16 protein-coding genes and 1 tRNA gene are annotated in these 13661 nt (G+C 65.8%); 5 read left to right on the plus strand and 12 right to left on the minus strand.

The genetic code is table 11. The features are described 5' to 3' along the window. Nucleotides 1–162 precede the first annotated feature (162 nt). Nucleotides 163–771, minus strand: coding sequence for a methionine biosynthesis protein MetW (metW, locus tag ABDW49_RS19065; protein WP_343613975.1), 609 nt, complete (start codon nucleotides 769–771; stop codon nucleotides 163–165). Next, entirely contained in the window at nucleotides 768–1919 is a 1152-nt protein-coding gene (locus ABDW49_RS19070) for a homoserine O-acetyltransferase (RefSeq protein ID WP_343613977.1), read from the minus strand. Before ABDW49_RS19070 ends, metW begins: the two co-directional genes overlap by 4 nt. Before the next feature lie 77 nt (nucleotides 1920–1996). On the opposite strand from ABDW49_RS19070, the gene hisC reads away from it, so the two are divergent. Both hisC and ABDW49_RS19080 read left to right on the plus strand, forming a co-directional pair. After that, nucleotides 1997–3091, plus strand: a complete 1095-nt coding sequence (hisC, locus tag ABDW49_RS19075) for a histidinol-phosphate transaminase (RefSeq protein ID WP_343613979.1) — start codon at nucleotides 1997–1999, stop codon at nucleotides 3089–3091. A gap of 5 nt (nucleotides 3092–3096) precedes the next feature. After that, a complete protein-coding gene (locus ABDW49_RS19080) occupies nucleotides 3097–3999 on the plus strand; it encodes a prephenate/arogenate dehydrogenase family protein (RefSeq protein WP_343614387.1) in 903 nt (300 codons plus the stop codon). Nucleotides 4000–4271: 272 nt separating this feature from the next. Here ABDW49_RS19080 and ABDW49_RS19085 read toward each other — a convergent pair whose 3' ends face one another. The 4 genes from ABDW49_RS19085 to ftsE are packed head-to-tail and all read right to left on the minus strand — an operon-like array spanning nucleotide 4272 to nucleotide 7230. Then, nucleotides 4272–4979, minus strand: coding sequence for a 1-acyl-sn-glycerol-3-phosphate acyltransferase (locus ABDW49_RS19085; RefSeq protein WP_343613981.1), 708 nt, complete (start codon nucleotides 4977–4979; stop codon nucleotides 4272–4274). Beyond that, nucleotides 4976–5509, minus strand: a complete 534-nt coding sequence (locus tag ABDW49_RS19090; RefSeq protein WP_343613983.1) for a YdcF family protein — start codon at nucleotides 5507–5509, stop codon at nucleotides 4976–4978. The genes ABDW49_RS19085 and ABDW49_RS19090 overlap by 4 nt, the downstream gene beginning before the upstream one ends. Nucleotide 5510: 1 nt before the next feature. Further along, nucleotides 5511–6488 (minus strand): cell division protein, encoded by a 978-nt coding sequence (locus ABDW49_RS19095; RefSeq protein WP_343613984.1) that lies wholly within the window; start codon nucleotides 6486–6488, stop codon nucleotides 5511–5513. Beyond that, on the minus strand, nucleotides 6481–7230 hold the full coding sequence (ftsE, locus tag ABDW49_RS19100) for a cell division ATP-binding protein FtsE (RefSeq protein ID WP_343613986.1): 750 nt from the start codon (nucleotides 7228–7230) through the stop codon (nucleotides 6481–6483). The genes ABDW49_RS19095 and ftsE overlap by 8 nt, the downstream gene beginning before the upstream one ends. A gap of 200 nt (nucleotides 7231–7430) precedes the next feature. On the opposite strand from ftsE, the gene ABDW49_RS19105 reads away from it, so the two are divergent. Next, entirely contained in the window at nucleotides 7431–8294 is an 864-nt protein-coding gene (locus ABDW49_RS19105) for a zinc-ribbon domain-containing protein (RefSeq protein ID WP_343613988.1), read from the plus strand. Between the two features lie 156 nt (nucleotides 8295–8450). Continuing rightward, nucleotides 8451–8537: transfer RNA gene (locus ABDW49_RS19110), tRNA-Leu, on the plus strand. A gap of 183 nt (nucleotides 8538–8720) precedes the next feature. Here ABDW49_RS19110 and ABDW49_RS19115 read toward each other — a convergent pair. From ABDW49_RS19115 to ABDW49_RS19135, 5 genes are all read right to left on the minus strand, one after another. Further along, nucleotides 8721–8975 (minus strand): helix-turn-helix transcriptional regulator, encoded by a 255-nt coding sequence (locus ABDW49_RS19115; RefSeq protein WP_343613990.1) that lies wholly within the window; start codon nucleotides 8973–8975, stop codon nucleotides 8721–8723. 201 nt (nucleotides 8976–9176) lie between these two features. After that, nucleotides 9177–10787, minus strand: coding sequence for a family 43 glycosylhydrolase (locus ABDW49_RS19120; RefSeq protein WP_343613992.1), 1611 nt, complete (start codon nucleotides 10785–10787; stop codon nucleotides 9177–9179). Nucleotides 10788–10838: 51 nt separating this feature from the next. After that, nucleotides 10839–10961, minus strand: coding sequence for a hypothetical protein (locus ABDW49_RS19125; protein ID WP_343613994.1), 123 nt, complete (start codon nucleotides 10959–10961; stop codon nucleotides 10839–10841). A 210-nt stretch (nucleotides 10962–11171) separates the two neighbouring features. Next, entirely contained in the window at nucleotides 11172–11855 is a 684-nt protein-coding gene (locus tag ABDW49_RS19130) for an HAD-IA family hydrolase (protein ID WP_343613996.1), read from the minus strand. A gap of 45 nt (nucleotides 11856–11900) precedes the next feature. Then, a complete protein-coding gene (locus tag ABDW49_RS19135) occupies nucleotides 11901–12701 on the minus strand; it encodes a diguanylate cyclase (RefSeq protein WP_343614389.1) in 801 nt (266 codons plus the stop codon). Between ABDW49_RS19135 and ABDW49_RS19140 the strand changes: the two genes are divergently transcribed. Then, complete coding sequence (locus ABDW49_RS19140) at nucleotides 12600–12887, plus strand: hypothetical protein (protein ID WP_343613998.1); 288 nt, start codon at nucleotides 12600–12602, stop codon at nucleotides 12885–12887. The two genes, ABDW49_RS19135 and ABDW49_RS19140, sit on opposite strands and share 102 nt — an antisense overlap. 69 nt (nucleotides 12888–12956) lie before the next feature. Here ABDW49_RS19140 and ABDW49_RS19145 read toward each other — a convergent pair whose 3' ends face one another. Continuing rightward, on the minus strand, nucleotides 12957–13601 hold the full coding sequence (locus ABDW49_RS19145) for an FKBP-type peptidyl-prolyl cis-trans isomerase (RefSeq protein ID WP_343614000.1): 645 nt from the start codon (nucleotides 13599–13601) through the stop codon (nucleotides 12957–12959). Nucleotides 13602–13661: the final 60 nt, after the last annotated feature.

Consider the following 13661-nt stretch of genomic DNA (forward strand, 5'->3'; position numbering starts at 1 on the left):
GTCGCCGGCCTTGGGGGAAGACCGGCTATAATACTCTGGGGAGCGCTGATGCCAGAAGCACAAGCTAAGAATCAATAAAAATTACATAGAGCGCCTGCGGTTTATCGCAGAGTTTCAGTCCCCATTCGCAATCATCTTGCGCAACTTACCAATAAGGCCGCGTCAGTCGCCATGCCGTTTGAGCAGGAACACGGCATGTTCGGCACGCCAGTTGGCGGCGGCGGCTCCGGTTAGCGCGTCACCTTCCAGAAACCATGCGCCCTCCACGGCGATGCCGCGCTGGGCGACAAAATCGCGGAAGTCGGCAACGGTAAGATGGTGAATGTTGGGCGTTTCATACCAGGCCACCGGCAGCAGCCGCGTCACCGGCATGCGCCCGCCCCACAGCAGCGAGACCCGCACCCGCCAATGCGCGAAATTGGGGAAGCTGACAAAAGCGCGGCGCCCGATGCGCAGCAATTGCTCCATCACCAGATCGGGGCGCTTGGTGGTCTGCAGGGTCTGCGAGAGGATGGCGTAATCGAAACTGTCGTCGGGATAGAAGGACAGGTCGGTGTCGGCATCGCCCTGAATTGCCGAGAGGCCGCGCGCCACGCAGGCCGCGACATTGGCCGGTTCCAGCTCCAACCCGCGCGCGTCGCACTCGCGGCCATCGCGCAGAGCGGCCATCAGCGTGCCGTCGCCGCAGCCCACATCGAGCACGCGGGCGCCGGGCGCGACATTCTGGGCGATCACCGCCAGATCGGGGCGGAGAACTTCGGAAGACGTCATCGCAGCAGAAATCCTTCGATCACCCGGTCAAGCGCGGGCACGTCGAGCAGGAAGCTGTCATGGCCGAAAGGCGCGGACAGCTCCATAAAGGACACAGCCGCCCCCGCCGCGTTCAGCGCATGGGCAATGCTGCGCGATTCGCTGGTGGGATAGAGCCAGTCGGTGTCGAACGACACAAGGCAGAAGCGCGAATGCACGCCCTTGAAAGCCTCGGCCAGGCGGCCCGGATGGTCGTCCTCGCCATGGCCTTCGGCGAGGTCGAAATAGCTCATCGCCTTGGTGATATAGAGGTAGGAATTGGCATCGAAACGCCCGGTGAAGCTTTCGCCCTGATAGCGCAGATAGCTTTCCACCTGAAAATCCGCGCCGAAGCCGAAGCTTTTGGCCTCACGGTTCTGCAAGCGGCGCCCGAATTTCTCCGACAGGCTGGCTTCCGACAGATAGGTGATATGCGCCGCCATCCGCGCCACGGCCAGACCCGCATCGGGGCTGTTGCCGGTGCCGTGATAGGCGCCGCCCTGCCAGTGGGGATCGGCCATGATCGCCTGACGGCCCAGCTCCTGAAAGGCGATGTTCTGCACCGGCATCGCCGCCGTGCTGGCCAGCACCAGCACGCGTTTCGCCATATCGGGCCAGTTCACCGAGAGCGAAAGCGCCTGCATGCCCCCCATGCTGCCACCGATCACCGCATAGAGGTTCTCCACCCCCAGAGCATTCAGCAACAGCACATGAGCACGCACCATATCCCGGATCGTGATCACCGGAAAACGCGGGCCATAGGGTTGGCCATCGGGCGCCAGACTGCCCGGCCCGGTGGTGCCCATGCAACTGCCCAGCACATTGGGGCAGATCACATAAAAGCGGTCGGTGTCGATCGGCAGGCCGGGGCCGACCATGCGGCTCCACCAGCCGGGCTTGCCGGTGATGGGATGCGGCGTCGCCACATGCTGGTCGCCGGTGGTGGCGTGGCAAATCAGGATCGCATTGTCGCGCGCTTCGTTGAGCCTGCCATAGGTTTCGTAAGCGATGCGCACGCCATGCAGCACTTGGCCGCCGTCCAGCTCCAGCGGCTGGTCGAGGTCATAGGTTGCGCCGACTGCGTGAAGCGGGTTGGTCTCGGTGGGCAGGATCGCGCTGTTGTCCGACATGATGGCGCACGACTTGGGACTTTGCCCCCGCCCTGTCAATTGCGAGCGTGGCAAAGCTGCGCTAGAGCCCCCGCATCATGAACAAGCGTCCCGAACCCAAATCATGGATCAGCGCGATCCACGCCTATGTCCCCGGCAAGTCCAAGGGCGCAGATGGCAAGCCGCTGATCAAGCTGTCGGCCAATGAGAACCCGCTGGGCACCAGCCATGCGGCGCTGGAGGCACGCGCAAATGCCGCCGCCCCGGCGCTCTATCCCGATCCCGACAGCAAGGATCTGCGCGAGGCTCTGGGCAAATTGAACGGCATCGCCCCGTCACGCATCGTGATGGGGACCGGTTCGGACGAATTGCTGCATATCGCGGCGCAGGCCTATGCCGGGCCGGGCGATGAGATCATCTATGTCCGCTACGGCTTCTCGGTCTATGATATCGCCGCAAGGCGTTGCGGGGCGGTGCCCGTGGTGGCGCCCGATCTCGATTACGGCACCGATGTCGATGCGCTGCTGGCGCTGGTGAATGACAAGACCCGCGTGGTCTTTGTGGCCAACCCCAACAACCCCACCGGCAGCTATCTGCCCAAGGGCGAGATCGCCCGCCTGCATGCGGGCCTACCGTCCGACGTGCTGCTGGTGATCGACCAGGCCTATGCCGAATATGTCGCGCCCGAAGACGAGGATGGCGCGTTGGCGCTGGCCGAGGCTCACGAAAACGTGCTGGTGACACGCACCTTCTCGAAGATCTACGGCCTTGCCGGTGAGCGCCTTGGCTGGGCCACCGGCGCGGCGCCGCTGGTCGATGCGCTGAACCGCATTCGCGGGCCCTTCAACCTGTCGAACAGCGCGCAGGCCATGGGGCTGGCGGCGGTGACGGATCAGGCATTCGTGGAAAGCTCGCGCCTCCACAATCTGGCCGAGCGCACCCGCTTTGTGGAGCAGCTCAATGCCCTGTCGAACCATGGTGTGCGCCCGCTGCCCAGTCAGGCGAACTTCGTGCTGATCCTGTTCCAGGGCAAGCTGACGGCGGAAACGGTCTACAACGGCCTGATGGAGCACGGCTATATCACCCGCTGGCTGCCCGGTCAGGGCCTGCCCGATGCGCTGCGCATCACCATCGGCACGGCGGCGCAGATGGATGAGATCGCCGCCGCGATCCGCGCCATGGCCAACGCATGAGCGACGTGCCGTTTCGCAAAGTCGCGATCATCGGGCTGGGTCTGCAGGGCGGCTCGATTGGGCTGGCCCTGCGCGAGCATGCGCCCGCCATCGCCACCACCGGCTATGACCACAACCCCGACACCCGCGCCCGCGCCGCCGAGCGCGGGCTGGTCGGCCATGTCGCGGACACCGCCGCCGAGGCCGTGACCGATGCCGATCTGGTGATCTTCTGCGTCCCCCCGATGGCCATGGGTGATGCCGCCCGCGAATGCGCCGAAGCGCTGTCGCCCGACGCGCTGATCTCCGACGTCGGCTCCAGCAAGGTGACCGTCGCCCGCGCACTGGGCGAGGCCCTGCCCCGCCATCTGGTGATCCCCGCCCACCCCGTCGCGGGCACGGAAAACTCCGGACCGGATGCGGGCTTTGCCAGCCTGTTTCAGGGCCGCTGGTGCATCATCACCCCGCCCGAAGACACGGACGCCGCCAAGGTCGAGCGCCTCTCCACCCTGTGGCAGGCCATCGGCGCCAAGGTCGAGATCATGGATGCCGCGCACCATGACCTCGTGCTGGCCATCACCAGCCATTTGCCGCACCTGATCGCCTACACCATCGTCGGCACCGCGGACGACCTGCAGGAAGTGACCCAGAGCGAGGTCATCAAATATTCCGCAGGCGGCTTCCGCGACTTCACCCGCATCGCCGCCAGCGATCCGACAATGTGGCGCGACGTGTTCCTCTCGAACCGCGACGCCGTGCTGGCCATGCTGCAGGTCTTCACCGAGGATCTGACCGAACTGCAAAAAGCCATCCGCCTCGGGGACGGCGAGAAACTGTTCGACCACTTCACCCGCACCCGCGCCATCCGCCGCTCGATCATCGAGCAGGGTCAGGATGATGCAACGCCGAATTTCGGGCGGCAGGGGTAAGGGGTTTAAGAAAGAAGAGAAGATGCGAGGGCCATCGCCCTCGCGCTCCCTTTAATGTCGACCTTGGCACCAAGGGTTCAGCCTTGCGCTCAGCTTGCTGCGCCGTAGGCAATATTCCACGCACAGCGCTGGCAGGTCTAAAGCCTGCGGCGCCTTTAGGTCACGCAGGTGGAGAGCCTGGGCACAAGGATCGTGCACCACTGCCCGCGCGTCGGAAGACGTTATGGGAGCGCGAGGGGGTAACCCCCTCGCATCTTTCTTTCCCCTAAATTTCAATCATTCAAGGCGTTGATCGCCGCATGCACTCGCCCCTCGATCTCCTCGCGCGGCAGGCCGGCGGGGATCGTCTCCCCCACACGATAGACAATCGTCCCCTTCCGCTTCCAGAAGCCGCGAAACAAAGGCCCGCTGTTCACCGCGATGGGCACCACGGGCAGGCCGATCAGCTTGTAGATTCCGGCGAAGCCCGACTGCAGCTCAGGCTTGTTGCCGTGGTGAACACGCGTGCCCTCGGGGAAGATCACCAGAGGCCGGGAAATGGCCGAAAACTTGCGTGCCGCCGCGATCATCGCGCGCAAGGCCTTGGCGCCCTGGTCGCGCTCGACCGGCACCAGCCCGTAGACCTGCCCGGACTTGCCCCAGCCGGGCACTTTCATCAGTTCCACCTTGGCGAAGATGGCAGGGTGGTCCAGCAGGTTGGGCAGGTCGACCGCCTCGAACATGGCTTCATGCTTCACCGCGATCAGCACCGCGCCGGTGGGCAGCGTGCCTTCGACAATCACGCGGATGCCGAGGATATGGCGCGTGCACCAGCGCTGCCAGGCGGACCAGTGCTCGCACATCCAGCGGTTGACGGCCTCGCTCCAGTTGCGGGTGATGGGGGTCAGCAGGCCCAGCAGCACCGAGCCGCCAAAGAAGAAAATCGCGAAGAGGATGCTGCGCAGCCTCTCTTCCAATGTGTAGCCCCGGTCGGGAGTCATGTCTTTTTCCAGAAGTACCAGGCCTGGCGCGCCAGCCATTTGCAATATTCGGTGAAGAGGATGCGCAGGCTGGGCCGCGTGGGCACGGCATCCTCGATGATGGTCACGCCCTTTGGCACAGGATGGGTCAGTTCAAAAGCGGCGCGGCGCATATGCCAGTCCGACGTCACAAGGCGCACGCTGGAAAGGTGATGGCTGGCGATCCATTGCGTGGATTCAGAGGCATTGCTGCGGGTGTCGACGCTGTCATAGCCCATGGTGATGCAGCAGCGCATCAGCGCCGGCTCGATCTTGTAGAGCGTGGCAAACTCCGCCTGAGTCACCTCCTGATCGACGCCCGAGACCAGCATCTGGCGCGCCCATCCCTTGCGCAGGGTTTCCAGCCCGCGCTGGATGCGCCCGTCGCCGCCGGTCAGCACGATCACGCCATCGGCATGCACGTCTCCGGCCGGGCGCGGCAGAAAGGCGGCGAAGGCGATAAAGCCCAGCGCCCACACCATCAGCAACAGGGCGAGCACACGCCTCAGCATCTCACAGCATCCGCCGCAGCGCGGAGAGCACGGTGACACGCGCCGTCACCACCGCCAGCACCACGGCGGCCAGCGGGATCAGCACCATCAGCGCCCAGTCGAGCCAGCCCAGCGCCCCGCCCGCGATCAGCCCGGCGCCGAGCCCGGCGAAACGCTGCCCCAGCACCACCACCGCCGCCACCGCGACCGCCAGCCCGAGGGCCGCGCCCGCCACGGCATCGAGGCCGATGGCGCGCTGGAAGATGCGGGCGATCTGGCTGTCTGTGCCGCCCATCATATGCACGATGGCGATGGTCTCGCGGTGCTGGCCCAAGGCCGAACGCGTGGCCAGCAGCACAGCGGCGGTCATCGCCACGCCCAGCAGGCCGACCATGGCGGCGGCCAGCCATTGCAGCGAGTCGATGGCGCCGAACACGGGGCTCAGCCAGTGTGATTGCGCATCGACCCGCGCGGCGGGCGCCACCCGGCCCAGCAGTTTGCGCAGCTTTTCCAGTTGCGCCTCATCGGCGGGGCCGCTGGTCTTCACATCGATCAGCGCGGGGACGGGCACCACATCGGCGGCATTGACGCCCTGTTCCTGAGCGCCGCCCAGCCATGGGGCGAGCAGATTGTTCACCTCCTGCGCGGAAACCAGATTGACCGAGGCGACGCCGGGCGCGCCCTGCAGCGCTTTCACCGTGGCGGCAATCTGCCGGTCACGCCCCTCGCCCGCATCGAGCACCTGCACGCTGACCCCGCCCGACAGATCCGCCGCCGCCGCCAGCGCGATGTTGCGCAGCGCAAGGCCCGTGGCCGCCGCGATCACCGTCAGCGCCACCATGATGGCGATCACCCAGGGCATCGGCCCCGAGAGCCGGGCCTGAGGCACCAGCTCGCTGTCGGCGCCGCGCCCGCGAATGTTGCCGAAGCCGGGCAGGCGCAGCAGGCGCTTTTCGGCGGCGGCGGCTTCCACCAGATCGGGATTCGCCTCATCAGCCATCGCGCATATCCGGGAAGCGGCTCTGGCTCTGGGTCTTGCGCGGCGGATAGCGCAGAGCGCCGGTGGGGTCGCTCATCTTGCCGCGATCGAGCCGCATGATCAGGGAATCGGGCACCTTCTGCAGCAGATGCATATCGTGGGTGGCCACCACCACAGTGGTCCCCAGCCGGTTGAGCGCCTCGAACAGGCGCAGCAACTTGACCGCCATATCGGCATCGACGTTACCCGTCGGTTCGTCCGCGACCAGCAGTTCGGGGCGGCCGATGACGGCGCGGGCGATGCCGACGCGCTGCTGCTCACCACCCGAGAGCGAGGCCGGGCGCGCATGCATCCGCCCCTCCAGCCCCACCCATTCGAGCATGTCGTTGACCGAGGCGGCGATCTCTTTCTCGGGCAGGCCCGCGATGCGCAGCGGCAGCGCCACATTGTCATAGGCCGAGAGGTGAGGCACCAGCCGCACATCCTGAAACACCACGCCGATGCGGCGGCGGAAACCGGGCAGGCGTTCGCGCGGCAGGGTGATGGCATCGGTGCCGAACAGGCTGATCATCCCCCGGCTGGGCCGCTGCGCCAGATAGAGCATCCGCAGCAGCGAGCTTTTCCCCGCGCCGCTCGCCCCGGTGAGGAAATAGAAGCGGCCCGCGAAAAGGGTGAAGCCCACATCGGACAGCACCTCGCGCTCATTGCCATAGCGCAGGCCCACCTTGTCGAAGCGGGCGATCTCGCCATCCATCTGGGTCATGCGCGAAGACCTGACGCAGCAGAGGCGTTCCGGGCAGACGCAAAAAAGGCGCTCGGTTCAGCGGAGGGGCATATCATCACCCTCCTGCTATAACCGCGCCGCGCCTCAGAAAAAAGGGCGGTGGAAAAAAGCCTGCTGCTGTCTTCTTTCGGAATCCCCCATCTTGCGGCGCTGGCCACAGCCATGCATGACAGGCAACGATGATTATCGCCTGTCCAGCCTGTGCGACACGTTATGCCGTTCCGGATACTGCCATCGGAGCGAAGGGCCGCACGGTGCGCTGCGCGAAATGCCGCCATAGCTGGTTTCAGGATGGCCATGGGCTGAGTGAAGCGCCCGCTGAAACGGCGGCAAGGCCGATGGCCGAAGCGATGGCCGCGGCCTCTGCACCTGCCCCCGTCGCTCCGCCTCCGCCACCCGTCGCGGTGGCGCCAGACGTGCCTGCGCAGGATGCCGTGCCGCAGAGCTGGGCTGACGCCGTTCCCGCACCGGTGCCGGCTGAAGACACTGCCGCCCCGGCCCCCACCTACGCTTTCGAGCGCGGCAGGCCGGTGGCGGAAGAACAGCCCGCCAGCGCCGCCGATGATTTCGACGATGCGCCCTCCAGCTTCGCGCATGAGCCGCCCTTCCGCCCCCGCCGCAATCCGGCGCGGATGTGGACGATGCTGGCGGTCACCTTCGGCCTGCTGGCGCTGGTGGCGGCGGGCGCGGTGTGGCGCTTTGGCCTGCCCGGCTGGCTGCCCTTCGGCCATTCGCCCTTCGCGGCGGGCCAGCCCGATCTGGTGCTGACCTTCCCCTCCAACCGGCAGGATCGCCGCTCGCTGGCCAATGGCGGCGAGTATTTCGGCATCAGCGGCTCGATCACCAATGTCGGCAAGCAGCGGCGCAATGTGCCCCAGCTGATCGTCGTCCTGCGCGATGCGGGCGGCCGCAAGGTCTATAGCTGGGAGATCACCCCGGCCAAGCGCGTGCTGGCCCCCGGCGAGGCACTGGCCGTCAGCGAGGCGATGACCGATATCCCCCGCTCGGCACGTTCGGCTGACATCGGCTGGAAAGCCGAATAACCAAAACCACCTGGAAAGCCGAATAAGAGCGCCCGTTTTTCGCGCTGTTTTTCAGCTTGTAAGAATTTTGCCAAACAGCGCTTGCAGGGTGCCGCACCCTCTGCTAGTGGCCCGCTCCTACCGAGCGAAGGGGCCCAGCCTCATCGTTGTCTTGATGCGGTCGTGGCGGAATTGGTAGACGCGCAACGTTGAGGTCGTTGTGGGCGAAAGCCCGTGGAAGTTCGAGTCTTCTCGACCGCACCAGACAAATCCCGGACAATCTGACAAACCATACCTTCCCCTTTGGGGGCCCAGGCATCGGTCAGAGTGTTGCGGCACCAACCTCCCCACATATATGGCTCTGACGGCGGCAAGCCAGCACACTTCAGCTGCGCGCGCAGAAGTCACCGCCGGGCGCCGCAGCAACCCGGCGATGGACTCTATCCCTTACTGATCCTTGGGCTCGGCCTTCAGCACCGCAGCCAGACCGGCTTCGGCCTCGGTCGCCTCGGCGATCAGGTCGCGCAGGGCCTTGGCGGTGTCTTCCAGCAGGCCGGTGCTGATCGGGCGCTCACCATTGACGAAGCGGCGCAGCGCCCGCTCATCGATGCCCAGCCGGCGCGAGGCCGAGGTCACCCCGCCGAACACCTGCATGCAATGGGCGAAATGGTCCTGCGGACTGTGCCCTGTCGATGACGCCATTGTCTTACCTTTCCTGAACCGCGCGTGTTGGCGCTGTCCTATAGGCACCCCGCCCGGCCTGTCCAGCAGCGGCGCCGGCCCTCTCCCCCGCCCGGCTACCCTGCGGTGGTATCCTCTGGGTGGCCGGGCCAAGAACGCAGGTGACGCGAGAGGGCCGGTGCCGCAAAATCCGGCTCTTCCGCCGGATTTTCAAACTGACTCTTACAGCGCCTCGAAGTGGAAGTTGCGGAAGCGCGCCCCGCCCTGCCCCGCCGCATAAAGGCCGGGTCGCAGCATCAGGAAACCATTGCGCACATTGTGGTGATAGCCCGAGACCTCCATGCCCCGGTCGAAGCGCGACCAGCTTTTGCCGCCATCCCCGCTCATATCGTACCACACGATATGCCGGTCGTTGGTCACCCGCATCCGCATCGACTGGCCGAAGGGATTGCGCGGCTTGCCCCGCTCCATGCCATATTGGTGGGTGACGAAATGCTCCTTGTTGAAGCCCAGCCCGGCATAGAGCTTTTCATCATAGTACAGCAGCAGCCCGGCTGTGGTGCCGGGGTCGATCTCGATATCGCATTCGAAACGATAGGCCTGATCGCCCGCCAGCAGCAGCAGCGGCGATGAATCATGCGGCGCGGTTCCAGAGGCCGCCAGATGCAGCGCATTGCCGCTCACGCTGGCGCGCTGGGCCTCCTGCGGGCCGGGCTTGAAGAAATTCCACTTCGTGCCGAGTTCCAGCCTTGCGAAATCGTCGGACAGCTTCTGACCATGCGTCAGCGCGGTGCCGCCCTTCGGCTTGGCGATGGGCCGCGACAGATCGCCCCCGGTCATATGGAACCAGCCATCGGCATCCCATGTCACCGGATCGAGCAGCGCCTGCCTGCCCAGCGTGTAATAGCCATTCTCATAGCCGTGATAGACCGACCACCAGGCCCCGTCGGGCGCCTCGAACAGGCTGGCGTGGCCGCGTGACCACCAGCGCTCGTCCACGCTGGTGGTGCGCACGATGGGGTTGTGCGGGCAGTTCTCCCAGGGCCCGTCGATCGAGCGCGAGCGTGCCGCGATCACCATATGGCCGGTCGGCGGTCCGGCGGTGCCGCCCACGGCAGTGACAAGGTAGAAATAGTCACCCCGGCGGAAGACTTTTGGCCCCTCGGGCGAAAAGCCCTCGACGATCCAGTCGGAAGGATAATGCCAGGGGTCATAGACATGCTCGACCGGCCCGGCTTTGGAAAGGCCATCGGCGCTCAGTCGCACCCGGTCTCCGCCCGAGAGAAACAGCCAGCGCGTGCCATCCTCGCCCTCGACATGGCAGGGGTCGATATGGTCGTGCATTTCAAGGTCGATGGGGTCGCTCCACGGGCCCTCGATATGGTCGGCCCAGATCACATAGATCGAGTTGGGCGTGCTCTTGACCGGGATGTAGAGGTAATAGCGGCTGCCGTGCTTGGCCAATGACACCGCCCAGACCGCGCCGATGTTCCTGTGCAGCGCGGCTTTCAGCGGACGCCAGTTCACCAGATCGCGCGAATGCCAGATCAGCAGCCCCGGATAGGAATCGAAGCTGGAGAAGGTCATGTAATAATCCGGGCCATCCTTCAGAATGGCCGGATCGGGATGGTCGCCCGACAGGATCGGGTTGAGGAAAGTGCCGTCGCCCAGATCCGCGATGCGCTGCCCGTCGAGGCCGCGCCGCCAAGGGAAGCGGGTGGGCGCGCTGCCCGCCGCGCCCACGGACACCGCCCTGGCCTCACCGCTGATGCCGGCGGCCAATGCGGCGCTGCCTCCCGCTTCGAGCAATCCGCGTCGCGTCAGTCCGGTCATGATCGTCCTCTTCCCCTGTTCTACGGGGCGGTTTTTACCGTCCCGTCTGCCTTACAGCTTGCGGCGCGCGCCAAAGATGATGCCGCGCCCGGTGTGCCGATCTTCATAGGCGCACTGCCTGGCCGCGATCAGCGCCAGCCGCAGCGCATGAGATCCTGTTGCGACGTACCGCATCCGCACCCGCCTTCATGGTCCAGTCAGCCCCTGGAGGCAGAGCACTGCGGCAGAAGGACATTGATACCGGTGTCATAGGCATGCGTGGATGGGGATGGCCTGTCAATGACCGCATGGTAAATCGTGTATCACGGTGAACAATCCGCCTGACAGTGTCAGATCGCCTTGCCGCCCAGCAACAAAAGCAGGCTCGCGCTTACGATCCGCCCGTCACGAAACGGAAAACAACGGACTCCCCGCCGCTTGCAGACGCGGATCATGATAATCGCGAATCACCAGATGATCGGCGGGCCAGGGCTCGCGATGCGTCGCGCTGACCACGATCACACCAGCCCCGGCGGCTTCCCCGGCCGCGACACCGGCGGGCGAATCCTCAAAGACCACGCAGCGTTCGGGCGCGATGCCCAGCCGCTGCGCCGCGAGCAGGAAGCCATCGGGCGCGGGCTTGCTGCGCGCCACATCCTCGGCGCAGATCAACACCTCGGGCAGAGGAATGCCCGAAGCCCGAAGCCGCGCCAGAGCCAGCCGCCGATGCGCCGAGGTGACGATCGCCCAGCGGCCAACCGGCAGGCTGGAAAGGAAATCCGCCGCGCCGGCAATCGCCTCGGTTCCTTCCAGATCCTCAAGCTCGGCACGGACGATCTGCTCGACCTCCGCTTCAGCATCGATGCCGGGCAGATTCTGCCGCCGCACCACCTCGATCGCCTGCACGCCATGCATATGCCTGAGCAGATGCTCGACATCCACGCCATGCCGCTGCGCCCAGGCGGTCCACACCCGCTCCACCGAGGCGATGGAGGTGAGCAGCGTGCCATCCATGTCGAAGAGAAAGCCTTCGAAAGGGGCGAGCGCGGTGTCGATCTTGTCCATGGCGGCGACCATAGGGCTGATCACACCTGATCCGAAAGCATTTTCCTGCCGAAACGGCCCTTTTGCCGGTCAGAAGCTCGACGCCTGCCGCATCGCCCGGCACGCAGGATCACCCATGATCATCGCCCCCTTGCCCGAGGCCTTCACGGCATAGAGCGCCTCATCGGCAATCGCGAAAAGCGCCTGGGCATCATAGCGATGCGCATCCTGCGCCATGGCCATGCCCGCCGAAGCGCCAATGGTCAGCCGGTGCCCGCGCCACAGAATCGGCCGGTTCAGCTCGGCCAGCAACCGGCCCACCCGCGCCTCCAGCATCGCGGGCGAAAGGTCCGCGCCGGTCAGCACCGCGAATTCATCGCCGCCGATCCGCGCCACCAGCAGAGCATCGGCGAAACAGGCCGCGATCCGCTGCGCCGCCGCCTTCAGGCAGGCATCGCCCGCGCCATGGCCAAAGCGATCGTTGACCTGCTTGAAACTGTCGAGATCCACCAGCACCAGCGCGCCCAGCGGCGTCAGGCCGGGCCGGGCCAACGGGGCGTTCAGAAAGCGCTCCTCGAAGAGGGCGCGATTGGCCAGCCCCGTCAGCGCATCATGCTCGGCGCGCTGACGCAGCGCCTCCCAGCGCTGTTTTTCCTCGGTGATATCCTGCTTCAGGCCATAGAGCTGCACGATGCGGCCATTGTCGCGGATCACATCGGCGCTCAGCCGCATCCAGCGCTCCTGTCCGTCGGGGCGGATGATCCGCGCCTCCATCGCGAAGGGGCGGCCATGGGTGACGGCCTCGGCGCGCAGACGCTCCATCATCACGCGCGATTCCTCGGCGTAGAAACCGGCGGCCTCGCGCCGGTCGAGTCGATGCGTGGGGCACAGGCCGAAAAGCTGATAGACCCCGGCCGTCCAGCTCAGCGCGCTGTCGGCCAGATTGCAGGTCCAGGCGCCGATCCCCGCCTGAGCGGCGACAAGATCAAGACCGCATCGGCACCAACGGGCACGCTGGCGCCGCGCCCCGTTTCCCGCATGATGTCGATCTTCTGTATCATCGCCACTGGCGATTAAGGGGGAAACCCTAACAAGCCGTGATAAAGGTGAAGACGGGGCGGCCAGCAGACCGCCCCGTCCCGATCCTTACTGCTTCGGCTTGGCGGCAGCCTCGGGCGCGGCGGCCTCAGGCGTGCTGGCCTCGGGCGCAGCGTTGGCGGCGGCGGCCTCATAGGCCTTGCGCATGGTGTCGATCTCGGCGGCGGTCTTGTAATCGACCAGCTCGACCTGGAAGACCAGATCGGAATTGGCAGGAATCGGGCCGGACTCCTGAGCGCCATAGCCCATCGCGGCGGGGATGCAGAACCGCGCGATCCCCGTCTTGCCCAGCATCTGCAGGCCCTTCGAGAAGCCCGGAATCACACCATTGACCGGGAATTTGGCGGCCTTGCCCTGATCGAACACGGCGCCCGTCGCGGCCAGATAGCCGATGTAATTGACCAGCACGTAATCGGCCTCGGCAGGCATCGGCCCGGCGGCGGGGCGCAGCATGGTGTAGCCCAGCCCGGCCTCGGTCCTGGCCTCGCACAGACGCTGGCCGGCGGGCAGCACCGGATTGAGCGGCAGCGGAATGATGTCCCTCGTCGGCTTGACGACCGCAGGGGCCGTTGCGTGGGCCGCAGGCGCCTTGCGCACCGGCGCCGCGCTGGCAGGCATCTGCGCCATCAGCAAAGGCAAAGCGAGAAGGACGGCGGCAGGCGCCGAAGCGAGGGGCTTAGAAAAAAGGCTCATGGCTCCAAGCTATAGGCAGGCTGTGGGACTGCGATCAAGCGGCGCGATGGACAGGCGCCC

This window comes from Novosphingobium sp. (assembly GCF_039595395.1).
Taxonomy (GTDB): Bacteria; Pseudomonadota; Alphaproteobacteria; order Sphingomonadales; family Sphingomonadaceae; genus Novosphingobium.